The 20,874-nt window shown below is 45.8% G+C and carries 22 protein-coding genes; 16 read left to right on the plus strand and 6 right to left on the minus strand.

All coding sequences use genetic code 11. The features are described from left to right. Positions 1-7: 7 nt before the first annotated feature. Both A3729_RS00210 and A3729_RS00215 read right to left on the minus strand, forming a co-directional pair. Complete coding sequence (locus A3729_RS00210; RefSeq protein WP_068632932.1) at positions 8-4,255, minus strand: response regulator; 4,248 nt, start codon at positions 4,253-4,255, stop codon at positions 8-10. A gap of 64 nt (positions 4,256-4,319) precedes the next feature. Further along, complete coding sequence (locus A3729_RS00215; RefSeq protein ID WP_068632935.1) at positions 4,320-4,790, minus strand: MASE3 domain-containing protein; 471 nt, start codon at positions 4,788-4,790, stop codon at positions 4,320-4,322. A gap of 187 nt (positions 4,791-4,977) precedes the next feature. Between A3729_RS00215 and A3729_RS00220 the strand changes: the two genes are divergently transcribed. Together A3729_RS00220 and A3729_RS00225 are read left to right on the plus strand one after the other, a co-directional pair. Then, positions 4,978-5,178: a hypothetical protein gene (locus A3729_RS00220; RefSeq protein ID WP_068511361.1), complete on the plus strand. Its 201-nt coding sequence runs from the start codon at positions 4,978-4,980 to the stop codon at positions 5,176-5,178. Positions 5,179-5,181: 3 nt separating this feature from the next. Then, the gene (locus A3729_RS00225; protein ID WP_068511364.1) at positions 5,182-5,523 is read left to right on the plus strand and encodes a hypothetical protein; all 342 of its coding nucleotides are present in this window, start codon (positions 5,182-5,184) and stop codon (positions 5,521-5,523) included. Between the two features lie 27 nt (positions 5,524-5,550). On the opposite strand, the gene A3729_RS00230 is transcribed toward A3729_RS00225, so the two are convergent. After that, the gene (locus tag A3729_RS00230; protein ID WP_068511365.1) at positions 5,551-5,778 is read right to left on the minus strand and encodes a PA3496 family putative envelope integrity protein; all 228 of its coding nucleotides are present in this window, start codon (positions 5,776-5,778) and stop codon (positions 5,551-5,553) included. Positions 5,779-6,024: 246 nt separating this feature from the next. Between A3729_RS00230 and A3729_RS00235 the strand changes: the two genes are divergently transcribed. From A3729_RS00235 to A3729_RS00280, 10 genes are all read left to right on the plus strand, one after another. After that, complete coding sequence (locus A3729_RS00235; RefSeq protein WP_068511367.1) at positions 6,025-7,251, plus strand: MFS transporter; 1,227 nt, start codon at positions 6,025-6,027, stop codon at positions 7,249-7,251. Between the two features lie 150 nt (positions 7,252-7,401). Continuing rightward, positions 7,402-8,667 carry a serine hydroxymethyltransferase gene (glyA, locus tag A3729_RS00240; RefSeq protein ID WP_068511369.1) on the plus strand — a complete coding sequence of 422 codons (1,266 nt, stop codon included), beginning with the start codon at positions 7,402-7,404 and terminating at the stop codon, positions 8,665-8,667. 124 nt (positions 8,668-8,791) lie between these two features. Continuing rightward, entirely contained in the window at positions 8,792-9,265 is a 474-nt protein-coding gene (nrdR, locus tag A3729_RS00245) for a transcriptional regulator NrdR (RefSeq protein ID WP_068509328.1), read from the plus strand. Beyond that, the gene (gene ribD / locus A3729_RS00250) at positions 9,255-10,424 is read left to right on the plus strand and encodes a bifunctional diaminohydroxyphosphoribosylaminopyrimidine deaminase/5-amino-6-(5-phosphoribosylamino)uracil reductase RibD (RefSeq protein ID WP_068511370.1); all 1,170 of its coding nucleotides are present in this window, start codon (positions 9,255-9,257) and stop codon (positions 10,422-10,424) included. The genes nrdR and ribD overlap by 11 nt, the downstream gene beginning before the upstream one ends. A gap of 20 nt (positions 10,425-10,444) precedes the next feature. Further along, positions 10,445-11,113: a riboflavin synthase gene (locus A3729_RS00255; RefSeq protein ID WP_068511372.1), complete on the plus strand. Its 669-nt coding sequence runs from the start codon at positions 10,445-10,447 to the stop codon at positions 11,111-11,113. A gap of 84 nt (positions 11,114-11,197) precedes the next feature. Further along, positions 11,198-12,304: a bifunctional 3,4-dihydroxy-2-butanone-4-phosphate synthase/GTP cyclohydrolase II gene (ribBA, locus tag A3729_RS00260; RefSeq protein WP_068511373.1), complete on the plus strand. Its 1,107-nt coding sequence runs from the start codon at positions 11,198-11,200 to the stop codon at positions 12,302-12,304. A gap of 67 nt (positions 12,305-12,371) precedes the next feature. Further along, positions 12,372-12,851 (plus strand): 6,7-dimethyl-8-ribityllumazine synthase, encoded by a 480-nt coding sequence (gene ribE / locus A3729_RS00265; RefSeq protein WP_068511375.1) that lies wholly within the window; start codon positions 12,372-12,374, stop codon positions 12,849-12,851. Continuing rightward, positions 12,852-13,331, plus strand: a complete 480-nt coding sequence (nusB, locus tag A3729_RS00270; RefSeq protein ID WP_068511377.1) for a transcription antitermination factor NusB — start codon at positions 12,852-12,854, stop codon at positions 13,329-13,331. Positions 13,332-13,355: 24 nt separating this feature from the next. After that, positions 13,356-14,318 (plus strand): thiamine-phosphate kinase, encoded by a 963-nt coding sequence (gene thiL / locus A3729_RS00275; RefSeq protein WP_068511379.1) that lies wholly within the window; start codon positions 13,356-13,358, stop codon positions 14,316-14,318. Beyond that, a complete protein-coding gene (locus tag A3729_RS00280) occupies positions 14,311-14,796 on the plus strand; it encodes a phosphatidylglycerophosphatase A (protein ID WP_068511380.1) in 486 nt (161 codons plus the stop codon). Before thiL ends, A3729_RS00280 begins: the two co-directional genes overlap by 8 nt. 55 nt (positions 14,797-14,851) lie before the next feature. On the opposite strand, the gene A3729_RS00285 is transcribed toward A3729_RS00280, so the two are convergent. Beyond that, complete coding sequence (locus A3729_RS00285) at positions 14,852-15,076, minus strand: DUF6316 family protein (protein ID WP_068632937.1); 225 nt, start codon at positions 15,074-15,076, stop codon at positions 14,852-14,854. Between the two features lie 139 nt (positions 15,077-15,215). Between A3729_RS00285 and A3729_RS00290 the strand changes: the two genes are divergently transcribed. Continuing rightward, positions 15,216-15,890: a DUF2057 family protein gene (locus A3729_RS00290; RefSeq protein WP_068511384.1), complete on the plus strand. Its 675-nt coding sequence runs from the start codon at positions 15,216-15,218 to the stop codon at positions 15,888-15,890. Between the two features lie 49 nt (positions 15,891-15,939). Here A3729_RS00290 and A3729_RS00295 read toward each other — a convergent pair whose 3' ends face one another. Together A3729_RS00295 and ispB are read right to left on the minus strand one after the other, a co-directional pair. Then, a complete protein-coding gene (locus A3729_RS00295; RefSeq protein WP_068567565.1) occupies positions 15,940-17,451 on the minus strand; it encodes a wax ester/triacylglycerol synthase family O-acyltransferase in 1,512 nt (503 codons plus the stop codon). A 65-nt stretch (positions 17,452-17,516) separates the two neighbouring features. Further along, complete coding sequence (gene ispB / locus A3729_RS00300) at positions 17,517-18,485, minus strand: octaprenyl diphosphate synthase (RefSeq protein ID WP_068632939.1); 969 nt, start codon at positions 18,483-18,485, stop codon at positions 17,517-17,519. Positions 18,486-18,898: 413 nt separating this feature from the next. On the opposite strand from ispB, the gene rplU reads away from it, so the two are divergent. The 3 genes from rplU (at position 18,899) to cgtA (ending at position 20,874) form a co-directional block, all read left to right on the plus strand. After that, complete coding sequence (rplU, locus tag A3729_RS00305; protein ID WP_068509871.1) at positions 18,899-19,210, plus strand: 50S ribosomal protein L21; 312 nt, start codon at positions 18,899-18,901, stop codon at positions 19,208-19,210. A gap of 71 nt (positions 19,211-19,281) precedes the next feature. Then, the gene (gene rpmA / locus A3729_RS00310) at positions 19,282-19,542 is read left to right on the plus strand and encodes a 50S ribosomal protein L27 (protein ID WP_068509869.1); all 261 of its coding nucleotides are present in this window, start codon (positions 19,282-19,284) and stop codon (positions 19,540-19,542) included. Positions 19,543-19,671: 129 nt separating this feature from the next. Continuing rightward, the gene (gene cgtA / locus A3729_RS00315) at positions 19,672-20,874 is read left to right on the plus strand and encodes an Obg family GTPase CgtA (protein ID WP_068511679.1); all 1,203 of its coding nucleotides are present in this window, start codon (positions 19,672-19,674) and stop codon (positions 20,872-20,874) included.

Raw genomic sequence — 20,874 nt, forward strand, 5'->3', positions numbered from 1 at the left:
AGTCTGGTTATGAGGTCTGAATCAGAGCCAATATCTCTTTAAGTGTCGTTGATGCTGCCGTATTGTCAAATAAATTGATTTCTTCAACGAGTTTTATGACCAAATTTTGGATTTCCTGCCTATCGGGGAAGGCTGTTTTAAGGAGGCTTAAACTGTCTGGGTCGATATAATCTGATTGTTCAAGCTTGTTTTGAAGCGTGTTTAGTTGGTTTATAAACTCGTCATTAGAGAGTGTTTCATCTGATTCGTCGCTGGTCGATGCAGTACTTTGGTCGAGTGCTTCAGTAAATGATTGTTCGAGCAAGCTTAACTCTGTTGTGAACTCTACATGAAGTCCTTCAAGTTCGTGCTTATCTACTTGCTCGATAGGTCTTAGAGAAACCTGTTCAATGGCAGCGCAGAGACTTTGGAGCTTGTCGGCGCAAAGTTGCCCGCAGACACCTTTGAGAAGGTGTGAAATGGCTTTAAGCGCTTTTAGATCTAATTCGTTACAGGCCTTTAGAATATCTTCAGAGTGCTTCGGGCTGTCACTAAGGAAGCTATTCAGCAATGCAGAGAATAAATCATCGTTATTGTAGATTCTCTCTCTTAGACCGTCAGGGTTCCAGTGGGTAGGGGTATCTTGCTCGCTAGTTGAAGCAGTAGCGTTGGGTTTGGTGCTTGTATCATCTTGAGGCATAGGTGCGTCTTCATATTCAGGTTTGTTGTTACACACATAACTAATGAGTGTAGAAATTGGTGCGTCGTTATAAATTGGTTTGCTTAGATAGGCGTTCATACCGGCAGCCAAGCACTTTTCTTTATCTCCTTGCATTGCATTGGCTGTCATCGCAATGATCGGAATGTCGGTGTAGAACTGTCCAGCTTTGCCATCGCGAATAGCTCGAGTGGCTTCATAGCCGTCCATTTCGGGCATTTGACAATCCATAAGGATTAAAGTGTGTGGGGTATTGGCGGTGGTTTGTATCAAACTGCTAATTGCTTCCAGGCCATTGCCAGCGACATCCGCGTGTAGGCCAATGTTTTTTAACGTGCTGAGGGCTACCATTTGGTTAATATAATTATCCTCCAGGATCAATAAACGGGTACCTTCTGGCCATTTTATTTGTCTCGAATCCTTCGTAGAGTAGGTCTTAATGCTTTCAGAGGTGATCAGAGGTTGAGCTTGTTGTAGTGCTTGACCGTCATCCGCCAAAATACTTAACGCATCAAATAGGTCAGAGGTAGTCGCAGGTTTTGGGAAATAAGCATCGAAGCCAATATCGGCCATTTCCTGTGCACCTCCCTGATAGGTCATTGAGGTCATCATAACAAGTTTCATCGACTGAAAACGTTCGTCGTGACTAAGTTTTCGCCCCAGCTCTGCTCCGTCCATTTCTGGCATTTGCATGTCTAACAGGGCGATATCGAAAGGCCTCTTGCTTTCGTCATTATATCGTTGCTGGCATAGTTCTAGTGCTTCGGAGCCAGAGCTCGCTTCAATGGCTTTAGCTCCCCATAGGTCAAGCTGACCTCGGAGTACCTCTAGGTTAGTCGTGTTATCATCAACGATCAGAATCTCTAGTTGGCTTATATCTATTGTCGGTTTGACTAACTCAGCTTGATCGCTAGTCTTCAGCAACATTGAGCTCGAAAAATTGCTGCCTTCTCCTGGAATGCTCTTAACGGAAATGGTGCCGCCCATCAGTAAGCATAGGTTCTTGGCAATGCTCAGTCCTAAACCTGTGCCGCCGAACTGTCTGGTAGTTGATGCGTCAGCCTGATTAAAGGCTTCAAACAGCGAGTCGGCTTTTTCAGGCGGGATTCCTATACCTGTATCAGTCACATCGATGTCTAGTTGAAGCAGATTTGCGTTTAGCTCCGTAAGCCGAGCAGAAATAACGACTTCACCTTGGCTGGTGAATTTGATTGCATTGTTGACAAGATTGGTAACGACTTGGCGGATCCTGCCGGGGTCTCCTACTGCTTTTGACAGGGTTAACCCTCTTAAGTCGACGATCAGTTCTAGCTCTTGTAGTTGAGCTTGCTGGGCAAGAGACTCTGCAAGATCGCCAATTAACTTTCTCGGGTTAAATAGAAGGTGCTCCAAGTCTAGTTTGCCTGCTTCTATTTTAGAAAAGTCTAAAATGTCGTTGATTAGTGTAAGTAGCGACTGTGCGCTATTTTGCGCTATTTCAGCCCGGTGCCTTTGTTGAGTATCAAGCTTGGAGTTAAGCAGAAGTCCCAGCATGCCCAGAACGCCATTCATCGGTGTCCTGATCTCGTGGCTCATGCTTGCGAGGAATTCGCTTTTCGTAATTGCAGCTTGTTCAGCATTTTCTTTTGCAGTAATGAGTTCGCTTTCGGCTGCTTTTTTCCCAGTAATGTTCGAGCTAATGGCAACATAACTTTGTGGTTTGCCGTTCATATCTTTAATGGCAATGACAGTGCTGCTAATCCAGTAATTCTGACCATGTTTATCTTTGTTGTAGACTTCGCCTCGCCATACGCTGCCTTTAGCAGCTGTTTTATAAAGTTGGCCGAAGAAGGCTTTGTCATGATAGCCAGAGTTAAGAATTCGATGATTTTGGCCTAGCAGCTCTTCACGCTCGTATCCGCTTACTTCGACGAATTTGTCATTCACATAAGTGATGTCTCCTCTTATATTTGTGATAGAGACAATGGAAGCCTGGTCCAAGGCATATTTCTGCTCATTTAGTTCATTTATTGAGGCGTCAATATTCTGTAGGGCTTTATGAAAGCTTCTGGCAAAAATACCTACTTCGTTATTCTCGTTCACGGGTAGGTAGTCAATTTCGCCTGTTTGCTCATAGCGTTCGAGTGTTTCAGTCAATCTCGAGAGAGGGCGGGTAATTCTGCGAGAGATTAAAATGGCAGCCGTTAAGGCAACTAAAGCTAGCGATAAACCTATAAGCAGGCTTTTGTTGCGAGTTCCTTCCAGAGCTAATGCAAGCTGTTGATGTGAGGATGATAGTAGAATATGGAGTTGTGGGCTGCCATAAGTCGCACCACCTTTTAATACTTTGTAATACGCAGAGTATTTAGTATTGGTACTGTCTTTTAACTGCGTAAACGTCAGCTTGTTGGTGCCTGACTGAAAGTGCTGAGTGAGCTCGGGGAAATCTCTAAGTAAGTTTTTATCATGTGATGATGAACTATTATCTGAAGAGCTTTCCTGATAAAGATATTCACCTTCAGCGTCACTGATATAGAACTGTCTATTGCTATTGTAGCGAGGCAAACCAGAGATAATAGCCATTGGCTTAAGCGTTGCGATTAATACATAGCTGGCTGTATCGTCCAGAACCTTGAATAACGCGTTTGAAACGCTTGAAAAGACCTTTTCTGTTTCCAGCTCAACTAGATCTGGACTTAGGTAGATATCAGAAAAGTAAATCTCCCCCGATTTTAACTTGCCACTTTGCTTCAGTGTAGCTAGGTCTCTTGTTAGAAAGGTGTCTGAGCTTTCCTCTCCGCTCTTGCTGTCAGCCTTGTGGCTTGTATAAAGAACTTCCCAGCCAATTACACTGTCCGGTCTTTTGGCGACTAGCTTGATATTTACTACGCCTGGATTTAAAAGCAAGTAGTGTTCGAGAGTGCGATTGACTGGCTCAGACTCAGTGATGCCTCCTTGCACATAGGCTTGAATGGCATAGTGCTTGCCCAGGGAAACTAAGTCTTGGGCACTTCTTTGAAATATGGATTGATAGCTCGACTCAAGCATCTCAGCTTCGTGCTCAAGCTCCTGTAGGTTCTTTTTCTTTATTTGGGCGATATGATCCAGATACACAGAAATACTGATGATGGTGCCGACAATGAGTGTTAAAGAGAATGTAACTGAGGGGATTAGTAGACTTATAGGGCGCTTCGCACGTTCAGTTTTTGAAGTTCTGATATGTTGATGTGTAAGAGGGGGTGTTTCGCGGGGGCCGCTATCTGTTGATGAGGTGGCGGTGTTGAAAATTAGGCTGCGAGTTATGCCTGCTAGCATAGAAAGGTAAGCAACAATTTTCAGTATATGAGCGATATTGAAATGGTTATCGAAAAGTTGCGTAGAGCCGAATGCCACATGCAGTTGGGTTAGGCACTCTGGAATGCAGCTTAATAAAAACGCCAGGCTGACGGGGTCGCGTTCTTTCTGAAACCAGGTCCAGAACAATGTGGCGGCTAATAAGTATGTCGCTAGTGGAAGGATGTCATAGGGGCGGCTTATCAATTCGCCAGGGAAAGTGGTTTGCGGTAGGTTTTCGCTCACCGAGGCTAGATAAACACTTACGAAGGCCGAACCAACAAAAAAACTATCGCTAAAGGAAGTAGCTTTAGATGCTTGTACAGGGGGGGTTATTGCTGTGATGCAAAGCCCATAAGCTTAGTGCCGCCCCGACGGTCATGATTGAAGCATTGAAAAGGCGGGAAAGCGCCCAGGTAAAAGGAATAAAATCAGTGTTCTGGGCTTGAGCATCGATCACTCTTGCTGATGCCAAGGTATGAAAAATGTCGATCGATGCTGCCGAGAGCAATGCAAGCCCCATGATAGGGAGTGTAATATTACGATGATAGTAGTAATGAACAAACGCAAAGATAGCGCCGATACAGGCAATAGAAATTGCGCTCCATTCGAGAATGGTATGTAGGATAGCTCCCTGCAGCGCTTCCAGCATCGAGCTTTGTGTTGTCACTATATCGACTTTTGTCGGCGCAGCGCCAAAGTCAATTCCTAGCATATTAGGTAAAAAAGGTAGAGTGCAGAGAAAAAATAGCCCAATAGTCAGTTTTTTGGGAGACGTCATTCAAACTTCCGAAATATGGTGACGTGGTGCGATGGCATTAAAGAAGTATAGTAGAAATGTCTTCAAGTTCACGTCAGTATGCAAATAATAGGAAAGTCGCTATGCTTTGGTTACACTGAACAAATGGATAGTCTTGGTATGCTTTTGTTTTTTGGGTGCAACTAGCCAAATTGGGTTTAGATGAATTATGAGCGAACAAGCAAAAGCGCTGATTACCGAAATATTTGATGCAGCTTGTGTTAAGCAGTTTGAAAGCTTGGGCTGTCAAATAGAAGTAACGGATAGAAGTTCATATTCCCGAGAAGTGATGGCTTCGTATATTACGGCAGGCTCTGAAGACCTGACAATTTCTTTGCTATTAAAAACACCGCGTTTACTATTAGCGTAAACTATGCCGATAGTTGATGTAGATAGAATTGGTGACCCAAGTTTTCAAGAAGATTGGAATTGTGAATTGGCCAACCGTTTTCTAGGTAGAATAAAAAATAGCTTGGTGCAGCATAATTGTCGGTTGGCTATCGGTTTGCCCGAGGTGATGAGTAAGTCAGATATGAAACACTTTCACTGCGATGGTGAAGAGATTGTTCGTCACTTTTCCATTAGCAGTGAAATAACCGATAGCGTGATGGACTGCCACCTATACGTAGACTTCCACAACGATGCTCTTTATTTAACTGAAGGCCGTCGACCAGTTGAGGACCAAGGTAACGAGGGCGACTTGGTAATCCTGTAGCGCCTAGCTATTGGGCCAAAACGAACGTTATAAATCGTCCCACCACTCTTTAAGCTCTGCCTCTAAACGCTTTTTCTCCTGATGATCTTCAATTGCTCTTCTTGCTTGGGAGCGGCGCTTTGCACGATCTTTTTTCTTTGATTCGCTTTGCTTTTGATGAAGTTCGTGAGCGATATCCATAAAGTCTACATGGATGGCTTCCAGAGAATTTTCTTGCTCAAAAGTGCTCGGGTTCTGAGATTCATGTGCTTGCATAGTGTGTCTCCTAACTGGCATCGATAAAGTTTCGAAATGTTTACTGTTTTGCATCTCACCTTATTTGGAGCTCAGGCTAGCTTTTGGGTGTGACAGTTTTGTGAAGCAAAAATGACGATTTAGACAAAAATATGGGCTTGTGAAGTAGGTCGCTTGGATGATAGTTTTGCCCGCATTTGAGCTTCTTTGTCAGTACGCTGATGGCAAGAGCTGCTCGTCAAGATCGATGATTTAGGAGAATATAACGTGCCCGTCGCCAGCCTAGCCGTCCTGTTTGCGCTGTACTTTTCTCAAGGCCTTCCTTCGGGAGTGCTAGCTCATGCTTTTCCGGCCATTATGCGAGACCAGGGCGTGTCGCTGGAATATATCGGACTGATCAAACTCCTTGCCTTGCCATGGGCTTTAAAGTTTATTTGGGCTCCCTATGTTGATCGTATCGGTTGGGCTCGTATAGGCGTGCATCGAACCTGGATAGTAGCGATGCAGTTATTGCTTGTCGGATTGCTCTTATTAGCTTCTATGTCTAACTATGAAAGCTTGTTTGGCCCCTTGATTGTTATTTTTCTCATCGGAATTCTACTGGTGAATACCTCGGCCGCGACTCAGGATATTGCAACCGACGGTTTGGCTGTGAAAGTTCTAGCAGAGCGTTTCAGGGGAATCGGAAACAGTGTCCAGGTAACAGGTTTTAAGTTGGGAATGATTTTAAGTGGTAGCGGCTTGTTACTAGGGATAGACCACTTTGGTTGGAGTCTGAGTATGCAGCTTATGGCCTTGTTGTTAGTTCTACTAATGTTGCCAATCTTCACTGGAGCTATCCCTGTTTACCCAAAGGTGACCAATAACTTTGATGCAGGTGTTGCTGATAAAGGCATGGCTAGGGCATTGCCTCTAACTGTCTATAAGGGCTTTTTTAAGCGTTCAAATATGCTTGCTTGGGTATTGGTGTTAATCACCTATAAACTGGCAGACTCCTTAGGCTCGGTAATGATCAAGCCCTTGCTGATCGATAGTGGCTTCTCGCTAGGGGACTTGGCAACGATCACTTTATGGTCTTCTATTGCGGGTTTGCTGGGGGCTGCTTTAGGCGGGTATTTATACCTTCGTCTGGGGGCAAAGAATATGATGCTTATTGCTGGCTTGGCCCAGGCTGTGGGAATTGCTCTCTATACGCTAGTGGACCTGCACTGGGTTGGGATTCTTGGGGTCTATGGTCTAAGTATATTCGAGCAAGCAGTCGACGGCATGTCTACAGTAGCCCTTTTCTCGCTGATGATGGCGCAATGTCGTTCCGGACATGAAGGTGCAGACTTTACCGTTCAGGCCAGTATTCAAGTCTTGGTCTCTGGTTTGGCGGCGGCTCTGGGAGGTCTCTTGGCTGGCATGTTGGGGTATTTTTCTACCTTTGTTGTTGCGGGCGCTGTTGGCTTAGTCAGCTTAGTGTTTGTGTTACATTATTTTCGACAAAAATGATTGATGAAGTTCACACAATAATCGTATAAAATGGCGCTTTTTTGAACGATCAAATTCTGTTCACTCTATATGGCTCATTACAAGAGTTGAAGAATGACTAGGGAATGACCGTTTTGAGGCTTATTTTTTCCTGAATGATAGAGGCGATGAATGTTTACTCGTGATATGACTATAGCTGGCTTTGATGATGAAATAGCAAATGCAATTACTGCTGAAGCAACGCGTCAAGAAGAACACATTGAACTGATTGCATCAGAAAACTACACCAGCCCTCGAGTGATGGAGGCTCAAGGTTCTGCATTAACGAATAAGTATGCTGAAGGCTATCCGGGTAAGCGTTACTACGGTGGTTGTGAGCATGTTGACGTGGTTGAGCAGCTAGCGATTGATCGTGCTAAAGAGTTGTTTGGTGCTGACTACGCAAACGTTCAACCTCATTCAGGTTCGCAAGCCAATGCTGCTGTTTATATGGCGCTTTGCTCTCCCGGCGATACGGTATTGGGAATGAGCTTGGCTCACGGCGGTCACTTGACGCATGGTGCGTCAGTAAGCTTTTCCGGTCGTATCTATAACGCCGTGCAGTACGGTTTGAATGAGCAAACGGGTGAAATCGACTACGATCAGGTTGAAGCGCTTGCTCGTGAACATAAGCCAAAGATGATTGTTGCAGGTTTTTCTGCCTACTCTCGTATTGTTGATTGGCAGCGTTTTCGTGATATTGCTGATGAAGTCGGTGCATTCTTATTCGTAGACATGGCGCATATTGCCGGTTTGGTTGCGGCGGGTGTTTATCCTAGCCCAGTTGGCATCGCTGATGTAGTAACGTCTACTACTCACAAAACCTTGGGTGGTCCCCGTGGCGGTATCATTCTGGCGAAGGCAAATGAAGCGCTAGAGAAGAAATTAAACTTTGCTGTATTCCCTGAAAGCCAGGGCGGCCCTTTGATGCATGTAATAGCTGCTAAAGCGGTGTGCTTTAAAGAAGCTATGTCAGATGAGTACAAGTCTTACCAGTCTCAAGTTGTTGAGAATGCCAAGGCGATGGTTGCAGTTTTCCAGGAGCGTGGCTTTGATGTGGTATCAAATGGCACTGACGATCACTTGTTCCTGCTAGATTTGATCAGCAAAGATATCACGGGTAAAGATGCTGACGCTGCACTAGGCAAAGCGAATATTACAGTGAATAAAAATGCAGTACCTAACGACCCACGCTCACCTTTTGTGACCAGTGGCTTGCGTATCGGTACGCCAGCGGTAACCCGTCGTGGCTTTAAGGCTGCCGAGTGTCAGCAACTAGCGGGCTGGATGTGTGACGTAATTGACGCTTTGGTTAAAGATGCTGAAGATACGACTGCTATTGAAAGTGTTAAGAAGGACGTTATCGACCTTTGTGCTCGCTTCCCAGTATACGCATAAATAGTTAACCCGGTGCGGTGATGAGGCGTTTCCTCATTTCTGCACCTTTGGCCTGCCAGCTGTTAGTGGTTTAGTTGGCTTGCTGCTCTGAATTGGCCTTTCTTCTGAATCAAAAGGTTTTTTGATGCATTGTCCTTTCTGTAGTGCGACGGATACAAAAGTTATCGACTCTCGACTGGTTGCCGATGGCGGCCAGGTTCGCCGTCGCCGTGAATGCCTGTCTTGTAAAGAACGCTTTACTACCTTTGAAACTGCTGAGCTGGTGATGCCGAGAGTGGTTAAGCAGGATGGCACTCGTCAACCTTTTGATGAGGACAAGCTCAACAGAGGCTTCACCAAGGCTTTGGAAAAGCGCCCCGTCAGTATTGAGGCGATTGAAAGCGCGATCAATAACATTAAGGCCCGATTGAGAGCAACAGGCGAGAGAGAGCTAAAAGCGATTGCTATTGGTGAAGAAGTGATGAAAGAGCTGCGTCGCCTGGATGAGGTGGCTTATGTTCGTTTTGCCTCTGTCTATCGTAGTTTCCAGGATATCAATGAATTTAAGGAAGAAGTTGATCGGCTAGCTCGTTCTGAGAATACCAAAAATGACGCTTAGTGCTTTCTCAATAGATGACGCTCACTATATGGCTGAAGCTTTGCGCTTGGCCAATAAAGGGGTGTATACAACCCAGCCAAACCCACGGGTAGGTTGTGTCTTGGTGAGGGGCGGTCAAATTGTGGGGCGTGGTTGGCATAAGAAGGCCGGAACAGGGCATGCAGAGGTAAACGCCCTCGCTGAAGCGGGAGGACTCGCGCAAGGTTCGACAGCTTACGTTACTTTGGAACCCTGCAGCCACTTTGGTCGAACACCTCCCTGTGCTAAAGCCTTAATTGATGCTCAAGTATCTGAGGTGGTTGCTGCGATGCTGGATCCGAATCCTGAGGTGTCAGGTCGAGGCTTTAAACTTCTGGAGGATGCGGGAATAAAAGTACGCTATGGCTTGATGGAAGCTGAGGCGCGGGCACTTAATCAAGGCTTTATTAAGCGAATGGAAACTGGTTTGCCTTATCTTCGGATTAAAATGGCGACCAGTGTTGATGGTCGTACCGCCATGGAGTCCGGGGAAAGTCAGTGGATAACTGGCCCGGCTGCACGTTCTGACGTACAGCGTTTGCGTGCCCGAAGCTCTGCTATTATTAGTGGCATTGGTACCATTCTTCATGATGATGCAGCCCTAACGGTTAGAGCTAGTGAACTGGGTCTTGATCCTGAATGGTCCCGAGAAATTGAAAAAATTCAGCCTTTGCGTGTCATTCTTGATCGTCAGGCTCGCTTGCCTAAGACTGCTCGACTATTAGAACAGGAAACGCCTATATTGTGGTGTGTTTCAGAGGCCAGTGAGCTAAGCCAGGAAGCGCAGGAGGTGTCTCAGCTTGGTTTTGTTGATGTGCTTCGCTTGTCTTCTGCATCAAGTTCAAATGATGCGCATAGTGAGCTGCAAGAAGTGATGTCCAAATTAGCTGAGCTTCAGTGCAATGAGGTGTTACTAGAGGCTGGAGCCTTGTTAGCGGGAAGCATTATTGAACAGGGTTTGTGGGACGAACTCTTGGTTTACATGGCGCCAAAATTATTAGGAAGTAAAGCTCGACCGCTTGCTGAACTTGGTTTAGATAAAATGTCTGAGAGTATTGATCTGGACTTAAAAGACTTGAGGCTGGTTGGTCAGGACATTCGAATGATTTATATGCCGGCTGAAGTGTCAGGCTCTCGCTAGCGTAAAGGATTGGATAAGCGATGTTTACAGGAATTATTGAAGCGCTTGGTGTGATCGAGCGATCAGAATCAAAAGGGCGAGACCTTGTTTTAACTATTTCGACAGGCAATTTGGATCTGTCGGACGTAAAGCTAGGCGATAGTATTGCGGTAAATGGCGTATGCTTAACGGTAGTAACTTTGAACTCAAAAGGGTTTACTGCAGACGTATCGGCAGAGTCCTTGGTGCATACTAATCTCAAAGAGTTTCAAGCGGGTACGAAGGTTAATTTAGAGAAAGCGCTGACTTTATCGACACGTTTAGGTGGCCATTTGGTAAGTGGTCATGTTGATGGTGTGGGTCAAGTGCTTGCCAGAAAGCAGGATGGACGCTCGATTCGTTTTGATATTCGTAGTCCAGAAGAAATTCGCCGCTATATTGCAAACAAAGGCTCGGTAACGGTTGATGGGGTTAGCCTCACGGTAACCGGGCTGTTAGCAGAAGGCTTTTCGCTGAATATTGTGCCACACACGGCAGGCGAAACGACTATCGACGCTTATCAGGTTGGCCAATCAGTTCATATAGAGGTTGATTTGATGGCTCGTTATGCTGAGCGCCTATTACAGGTAGGCTCTTCTGATGTCACTGAACAGAAAACGGAAGGCAACTTGGATAAGGCCTTTCTGGCACAAAATGGTTTTTTAAGATAAACCTTTTACACTGTATTAAATAATAGGCAGCGTTTCACCTTCGATATCGCTGCCTTTTAAGATGAATAACACTGGGGAGGCTCAATGGAGCTCAACACCGTAGAAGAATTAGTTGAAGATATCCGTCAAGGCAAAATGGTTATATTGATGGATGATGAAGATCGTGAGAACGAGGGCGATCTAGTGATTGCGGCTGAACAGGTTCGTCCGGAAGATATTAACTTTATGGCGACACATGCGAGAGGCTTGATCTGTATGACGATGTCGGCAGAGCGGGCAGACTTCTTCGGCTTACCGCCGATGGCTCACGCAAACAATGCTCAGTTTTCAACTAACTTTACTGTGTCTATTGAAGCGGCTTCGGGTGTGACAACAGGTATTTCAGCGGCTGATCGTGCGCACACTATTCGTACAGCTGTAGGACGTAACACTAAGCCAAGTGAAATTGTTCAGCCTGGCCATGTGTTTCCAATTGTGGCGCAGCCTGGTGGTGTATTAAGCCGAGCAGGGCATACTGAAGCAGGTTGCGATCTGGCTCGTATGGCAGGTTTTGAGGCGGCTTCAGTTATAGTCGAAATTATGAATGAAGACGGTACTATGGCTCGTCGTCCTGATCTTGAAGTCTTCGCAAAAGAGCATGATTTGAAGATTGGCACAATCGCCGACATGATTCACTATCGGGCGTTGAATGAGCAGACCGTTGTTAAGCAAGAAGAGAATCAGGTTGAGACCGAGCATGGCACATTTGATCTGATTACTTATAAAGATACCTTGCAAGGTCATGTTCACATGGCGTTTGTAAGAGGTGATTTATCAAAGGTGGATGCGCCGGTTATTCGGGTTCAGTCTCCTGATATCCTGCGTGATAGTTTAGGTGTTAAAGTGCCAGGATCGCAGAGTTGGTCTATGCAGCATTCGTTAGAGCGAATCAATGAAGAAGGCGCTGGCGCCTTAGTAGTTTTAGGTGGCCCGGCTGTTGACTTGGAAGAACGCTTGGCAGGATTTTTTGTGAACAAGCCAGCACCTTCGCAGACAGGAACGGGGGCGTATTTGACAGTGGGCACAGGCTCTCAGATCTTGCGTGATTTAGGCGTGACAAAAATGCGCCTATTGAATCCACCTGTTAAGTTTTCAGCTATTTCAGGTTTCGATTTGGAAGTGGTTGAATTTATTCCATATACAGCTTCTTGATGAAGTGGCTATTGAAATAAAACGAAACGAATTTTAAGAACGGTAACATACTAAAGAGAAAGGTCTTATGCGAAATATTAAAACCTATGAAGGTGATTTTAGAGATACGACGGGTGCAAAGTTTGCGATTATCGTGACACGATGGAACTCCTTTGTGGTAGAAAGCTTGCTAGAAGGTGCGGTGGATTCTTTGGTACGTCACGGTATTGATGAGAGTGATATCGAGATATTCCGCATTCCTGGCGCATTTGAAATGCCTTTAGCCGTGAAACGTGTTGCTGAAACTAAAAAGTATGACGCAGTGGTTGCTTTAGGAGCGGTGATCAGAGGCGGTACGCCTCACTTCGAGTATGTTGCTGGAGAGTGTGTGAAAGGTTTGGGTGCCGTATCATTGGATACAGGTATTCCTGTTGCCTTTGGCGTTCTGACGGTGGACACCATTGAGCAGGCGATTGAACGTGCCGGCACCAAAGCGGGTAACAAAGGTGAAGAAGCTGCGATGTCAGTTCTAGAGATGGTTCAACTATTTAAACAGTCAGGTATTTAAGTGAGCGAATCTAACCCTGCCGCAGGCGGTCAGCCTGTAAAGAAAACTGGAACGGCACAGCGTAAGAAGGCTCGAAAGTTGGTTCTTCAGGCGCTATATCAGTGGCAAATTTCCGGCTCCAGTATTGCTCAGGTAGAAGCAGAGTTTCGTACCGATCATGACTTTGATCGTATCGACTCGGCTTACTTTCGTGAAGTCTTTAGCGGTATACCTAAAGAAGTGACAGAATTGGATCAGGCAATTGAGCCTTTTCTGGATCGCGCAATTGTGGATGTTGACCCGGTAGAGATGAATGTTCTGCGTATGGGTGTCTTTGAATTTAAGCACCGCATTGATGTGCCTTACCGTGTGGTTATTAATGAGGCTGTTGAACTGGCTAAGTCATTCGGTGGTACTGATGGCCACAAGTATGTGAATAGTATTCTTGATAAGCTCGCCTTGCGTTTGCGCGCGGCTGAAACACGTCATAAACCCTCTTAGTGTTATAGCAACTTAGTTGATCCGATGCCATCTGCTCCTTCTGAATTCCAAATAATTAAACGGTATTTTGAAGGAGTGGGGCCTATCGATAAGCAGCTCGTTAACCAGGGTATAGGTGACGATTGTGCTGTCATTAACCCTCCTGCGAATAAGTCTCTGTGCTTCTCACTTGATACTATGGTTGAGGGGCGGCACTTTCCCAAGTCGGCACCGCCGCAACAATTGGCTATCCGAGCAATGTCTGCGTCATTGAGTGATTTGGCTGCAATGGGGGCGTCACCAGCATTCTTTACCTTGTCTTTGACGCTTCCTGATTCTGACCCGGATTGGCTTGAAGGCTTTTCAAGGGGGCTCAAGTATATGGCGGAGCGTTATCAATTGAGCCTCTTGGGCGGAGATACAACGCGAGGGCCATTAACTATTGGTATTCAGGTGCATGGTTTTACAGCTCAAGACAAAGCGCTACGTCGTAGTGGTGCTACAGAAGGCGAGGTGTTGGTTGTGACAGGGTGCTTGGGTGATGCGGGTGCTGCGCTAGACCTGCTGGATAAGAGTGCGCTTAGTGGCGTTGAGGAATACCTCCTGGGTCGATACTATGCTCCCACGCCAAGATTTGCAGAGGGCTTATTGATCACCCCCTACGCGAGTGCTTGTATTGATATCTCGGATGGTTTGCTAGCTGATGCAGGGCATATTGCTGAGTCTTCTTCATGTGGCCTAAGGATTGACCTGGACGCCTTGCCCTTGTCGAAAGAATTGCGTGAATTTTCTAAAGATAGAGCTGCGCTACTGGCACTGACTGCAGGAGATGACTACGAGTTACTTTTTACGATCCCTGAGGAAGGTTGGCAGGTATTGGAGTCGAAGGCTGAGGCGAGTGCTTTCACTAGAATAGGGCGGGTTGAGCCCAAGAGTTTTGGTGTTAAGGTCTTTTCTGGTGAGCAGGAAGTCGAAATAGAGAGAAAGGGGTTTCAGCATTTTGAGTAAGTTACCGCAAGGTTTTTTAAAGAATCCGGCACACTTTGCTGCTTTTGGTTTTGGTAGTGGTTGTGCACCGAAGGCACCCGGGACAGCAGGAACATTAATGGCGATTGTTCCTTATTTATGGCTGCAGCATTTAGCCTTAGAGTGGTACTTGGTGGTTATTGTGCTGAGCTTTGTTGTTGGCTGTTGGCTGTGTGCTAAAGCTTCCAAAGCCTTGGGTGTTCATGATCATGGCGGAATTGTTTGGGACGAGTTTGTTGGCTATTGGATAGCAATGATAGGCGCGCCGAAAGGCTGGTTGCCTATTGTACTAGGCTTCATTCTGTTTCGGGTTTTTGACATTTGGAAACCGCAGCCGATTAAATATCTGGATCAGCATATCCATGGTGGTAGCGGTATCATGATTGATGATGTGATTGCTGGCCTTTTTGCTCTAGTGATTCTGCAAGTTCTCTATTTTAGCTTACCGGGCTTGTTCTGAACTTCGATTTCTAGCGCATTATTTCTTAATGCGCTAGTTCACTTTGCAGAATGCTTTAATGGGCTGTTTCTTTGGTATAGGGAGTTGGCAGTTTGTTGATGATTTTTAAAAAGCTTTGCAGGCTATCCCGGGCTCTTTCTTTATTTGCATAAGGCCCGCTATCGAAGCCTTCACGAGTAGAAAAGTACCACTTATTACCAACACTGAAAAAGCGACTGCTGCGAAAAGGTATTTCCCCTTGTTCGCCTGTGCGGTGTGAAAGATCGGCTTGTTCATTCATTGGTGTATCCTCCAATTAATACTTGTCGTTGTTGTTATTTTACTTAACTGTATAACAAATTCCCGAAAAATCAATTTGTTGCCAAGAGGTGTGCTTGGAGGCACAATGCTGTCAGTTATTCTTCCACTTAGAGGCGTTTATGTATCGATTTTTTCAAGGCTTAAGAAGGCCAAAGTTTTTAGGTTTAGTGTTAAGTTTAGTTTTATTGAGTGCTTGTTCTGCTTCAAATAAGGTGGTGCAAACCTACGAAGGAAATATATTGCCTCAGGATCAGTTAGCGGTAGTGCTTGCTCCAGAAAATATAAGTCTGATTTCTGTTAATGGGCGAGAGGTTCCTACTTATCTGTTAAGTAATATTGAAACAAAATATGGCCTGAGAGCCGGTCTTAACCAGCTTGTATTCAAGTACGAAAGTATCTGGGCGAAGCCTGGTCCTCAGACAAATGGAAATAGTAGGTCAGAGAAAACCGAGTCACAGTTAGTGATGCTCGAGTTTAATGCTCTGGCAGGGGAGTCATATAACTTTGTATATGCCGAAGCGGATAATATCAGAGAGGCTCGTAGCTTGGCTTCAAACTTCTCTGCATCGCTTGTTGATAAGGTGGGGCAGGAGCTTGCTGTTTCAGTCCCCTATACCGAGAAGAGCTCGGCTAATCAGAAGGTTTTCGTATCCGGGAAGGTGACTGGCGCCGACTCAGGCTTGAGTGAGTCAAAAAGTGAAGCTGCTTCCAGTCTGGTCTCGCTGAAAGAGCTTTGGGGGAAGACTAGCACTGAAGATAGAAAAGCCTTTTTGGTTTGGGCGTTTCAGGAGTAAAAAAGCGCTAAGTCGGCTTAGGTCGAAGAGCTGGCTCTACAGCTTGCCGCTATTTTCCTACGCAAAAGATGTTGCTGACTAAGCCGGCAACATCTTCGATAAAACCAGTCTTGTTTGTATTTGGCTCACTCAGATCAATATCGGTGCAATCTGGTATTTCTGTTTCGCTACTTAGAATCGTTTCTATCGCTGTCTGAAAGTATTTTTCAAAGGGTTGCTTAAGGGACAGTGCTTCAGGGTTGTAGGTGCAGGTGACACTGTAATTGCCGTTATAACTCACAATCATCAGTGCTAAACCAATACCGTCAAATAAAGGCGCAGTGCTAATAAATTGTGTTAATTCTGCATTTTCAAAGTAGAGCGGGAATTGAGGGCCAGGAATGTTAATGATCGGTAAATTGAACATCGGCTTATGTTTCTGTGCCAGTAGAAACTCAGAATAAACTCGTGCAGACAGTCCCGCAATGCAAGAGGGAACGAGTTCGGTCAAGTGGCTGGCTGATATTGCTGAGTCGTAGTGATTTTCCAAGGTTGCTGCCTTGTGAATCATGCAAATTCGCTTTATCGGGTCCTGCTCTGTGCTAGCAAGTGAGAATAATGTGGCGGCTAGCTGGTTTCCGGACTTAACGTCGAGGCTTGTTGAGCGAACAGATATCGGTGCTAGCGCAATAAGGTCTGATTCGGACTCGGCTTCCATATCTCTAAGATAGCTGGCAATGGCTTCGGCGCAGATCCCCATGACAACGTCATTTGTTGTGACTGAGCCAAGGCCTTTCTTAATCGACCTTACTTGATTGAGAGGAATCTCTATATTCTCGATCGCACGAGACTTGCTGATCTTTTGATTCATTGGTGTGTCGGCAACCTTCATCAGACTAGATGGAAGGTTGAGAGAGGAAAGGCGCTCGGTGATAACGGAGTAAAATGCCGAGGCAGCCGTGTCTTTTGCCAGTAAAGTGAGTTTTGCCGGAATATTAAATACGTTGTTATAGGCTGCTCCTAGCCAGGAACCTGTGTCGGGTAGAGGGGTTGGTGTCCAGTCTTGATCTGATTCAGGTTTTGTCACTTCAGGGCTGACATGAACTAACTGGCTTAGAATATCTTCACCACTTACTCCGTCAATAGCTGCGATGTGAACCTTCAGCAGAAGAGCGAAGTGTTCTTGCTCGTAGCTTTTGCTTGGGTCAACTTGCAAATCCTCAATATATCTAGCTTCCCAAAGAGGGCGAGTCCGGTCGAGCGGCGCACTAAAAAAGTCGGCTGCGCTATTGAGTAGCGTTTCTTTCTGGCTTAATTTGTCGTGGCTGATATGTCGGGCGGCGTCAAAGTCCGGGTCGTCAGTCCAGACGGGTAGGTCTAGATTGAGAGGGTATTCGACTAAGCGCTCACGAAAGAATGGTTCATTCCCGAGTTTTGACTGGAGTACACGTTGAAAGTGCTCAAAATCAAGTGTGTTGTCGCCTTTAGGGCGCTGGAATACGAAAACACCACCTACGTGGAGAGGGGTGTGTTCGGTTTCCAGATATAAAAACGAAGAATCAAGTTCGGACAGCTGCTGCATTCATCAGGCTCATGTTTATACTTTTAATGTTTATAGTATATCGAAGCTTTGTGCGATGGAATAACTTATTTGTCTCTCTGGACTGCAAGCTTTGCCAGCCCAGCAAGTGCTTCTTTATAAACGCTGCCTGGAAGAATACCTAGGCAGTCGCATGCTTTTTGACAAGCTAGATCAGCCTGCTTTTTAGTGTAATCTAGCGCGCCACTATTTTGTACAGCGATACAGATTGCATCGAGCTGGCTTGCGTCACCATTACGGATGGCTTTACGAATTAGAACTCGCTCTTCTTCACTGCCGTTTTTCATAGTGTAGATCAGCGGCAAGGTTGGTTTGCCCTCGGCCAGGTCATCGCCGACATTCTTGCCCATTGTCTCGGCGTCGCCAATGTAATCCAGCATGTCGTCAACCAGCTGGAATGCTAAGCCTAGCTGCAGGCCGTATTCCTTTAAGGCTTCTTGTTGCTCAGTACTTGCGTTTGCAAGCAGAGCTGAAGAGTGAGACGCTGCCTCAAATAGCATTGCTGTTTTATTTTTTATGACTTCAAAATAGGCTTCTTCTGATACGTCAGGGTTTTTGCAGTTCATTAACTGGAAAACTTCCCCTTCGGCAATGACATTGGTTGCATTCGATAGCACTTCCATAACCGGAACGCTGCCGATATCGACCATCATTTGAAAAGCTCTCGAGTACAAAAAGTCGCCGACTAGTACGCTGGGAGCATTGCCCCACTTGGCATTGGCAGTAGAGCGCCCGCGGCGCATGTTTGATGTGTCGACAACGTCGTCATGTAATAATGTGGCTGTATGCAAAAACTCGATAATAGTGGCTAGTTTGCATTGATCCTGACTAGCTTCCCCTAAGGCTCTGCTGGTAAGAAGGACTAGTAAGGGGCGCATACGCTTACCACCGCTTTCGACGATATATTGCGCAATTTTTTCTACTAAGGGGACATCTGAAGATAACTGGGAAGTGATAAACTGGTTTACTTCACTGAAGTCTTTTTCAACGCTGTCGTAGATTGCCTGAATTTGCATATTGAATATCTTAAAATAGAGCCGACTAAAATTGGCTGACATGCTAGGGGGGCTGTGCTTGTCTGTCAAGAATTACTATCCGCCATACAATAATTAAAGTCTTGTTTTGGCTAGAATGTGCTTGCAACACTTGGTTGAATAAAATACAATTGCGCGCCCTAAAAGTCATGGGTGTTCTCAGTGATAGGGTTGCCAAAGAGCTTCCTTTAGAAACTGGAGATCAGATTTTTCAAAAAACTGTAAATATCAGTTTGGGGAAAATTGGTCGTAAGTAACACATGCGGGTAGAAAGTGAGGCCGGAGATTTAGTTCTCAATATATAGGTCTTGGTAAGTTTGATTCATCTGGGTAATGCTTATTATTAGCGGAAGTTCAGGTGTGTTAGGCGATATGAAAAATTTGGAGAAAACCAAATGTACGCAGTTATTGTAAGCGGTGGTAAGCAGCACCGTGTCACCGAAGGTGAAGTGTTAAAGCTGGAAAAAATTGAAGTTGAAACAGGTGGGACGGTTGAATTTGACCGTGTATTACTTGTTGCAAATGGCGACGATGTTAAAGTTGGCGCGCCAAATGTTGAGGGTGCAAAAGTAACGGCTGAGGTTGTTGATCATGGTCGTCACGAGAAGGTACGTATCTTGAAGTTCAAGCGTCGTAAGCACCACATGAAGAGAATGGGTCACCGTCAGTGGTATACTGAGGTGAAAATTACTGGAATTAAAGGCTAACACTGAGTTTATGGTCGCTCTCAGGAGCAATTAAACCGGTTTAGATACGAACAGACAATAGGAGTAGGATAATGGCTCATAAGAAGGCGGGTGGTAGTACCCGCAACGGTCGCGATTCGGAGTCGAAACGTTTAGGTGTTAAGCGATTCGGTGGTGAAGTAGTTAAAGCAGGCAACATTATTGTGCGTCAACGTGGTACACGTTTCCACGCAGGCGATAATGTTGGTTGTGGTAAGGATCATACATTGTTTGCAACATCTGGTGGTGTTGTGAAGTTTGTAACAAAAGGTCCTTTGAACCGCAAATATGTGACGGTTGAAGCTGCGGAGTAAGCAGTCGTTACGGATTTGGAAAAGGCTCCGCTGTGCGGAGCTTTTTTTTTGCAATTTATTTGCTGATCGACTTTATTTTCCTTATAGGGTCAAATGTTGGTCGTTGGGTACTAATCTAAGGGGTGTGCAATGAAGTTTGTTGATGAAGCGACAATTGGAGTAGAGGCTGGTAAAGGTGGTAACGGTTGCTTGAGCTTTCGTCGAGAGAAGTACATTCCGAAGGGTGGGCCTGATGGTGGAGATGGCGGAGACGGCGGTTCAGTTATTCTGGTGGCAAGTGAGTCGCTGAATACTTTGGTCGATTATCGTTATGTCAGGCATTATCGCGCTCAATCTGGTGAGCAGGGTGCCGGGCGTAATTGTACTGGAGCAAAGGGTGAGAGTTTGTTTCTTCAGGTTCCGGTAGGGACTTCAGTTATCGACACGGACACTGAAGAAGTGCTAGGGGATTTGACTGAGATCGGGCAAGAGCTCATCGTGGCGCAAGGTGGCTTTCATGGTTTGGGTAACACTCGTTTCAAATCCAGTGTGAATAGAGCGCCCCGTCAGACAACTAAAGGGAGTGAAGGTGAGTCACGTAGCCTGCGTTTGGAGTTGAAGGTGTTGGCGGATGTAGGTTTGCTTGGTATGCCTAATGCAGGTAAGTCTACGCTGATTCGTTCAATTTCTGCAGCTAAGCCTAAAGTGGCTAATTACCCCTTCACAACGTTAGTACCTAATTTGGGTGTAGTGCGTGTTGAAGAGCATAAGAGTTTTGTGGTTGCTGATATTCCAGGCTTGATTGAGGGTGCTGCAGAAGGAGCGGGCCTTGGTGTTCGTTTTCTGAAGCATTTGGTAAGAACTCGTCTGTTGCTTCATGTTGTTGATATGGCGCCTTACGATGGCTCAGATCCGGCTCAGGTGGTGCAGGCGATAGCGGCTGAGTTGGAAAAGTTTAGCCCTACCTTGGCTTCCCGGGATCGCTGGCTGGTTCTGAATAAGCTTGATTTATTGCCAGAAGAAGATCGTAAGGCTATATGCGAGAAATTAGTAGAAGCGTTAAATTGGACGGGGCCCGTTTATCAGGTGTCGGCAATTAAGTCTGCTGGTCTAGCGAACTTGTGTCGGGATATCATGACATGGATTGATGAGAAGAATGCGGCTGAGGCAGCTGATGAAGCCTTAGCTGAGCAGGAGCAATTGATTAAGGATAAGATGCATCAGGAAGCTAGAGATAATCTAGAGGCTCTGAAGGCGGCTCGCAAGGCTAAGCGCCTGGCAGGTGAGGAGCTGGATGACGATTTTGATGACGGCGATGACGATGATGGTGTTGAAGTGGTATATGCTCAGTAG

This window comes from Oleiphilus sp. HI0043 (assembly GCF_001634935.1).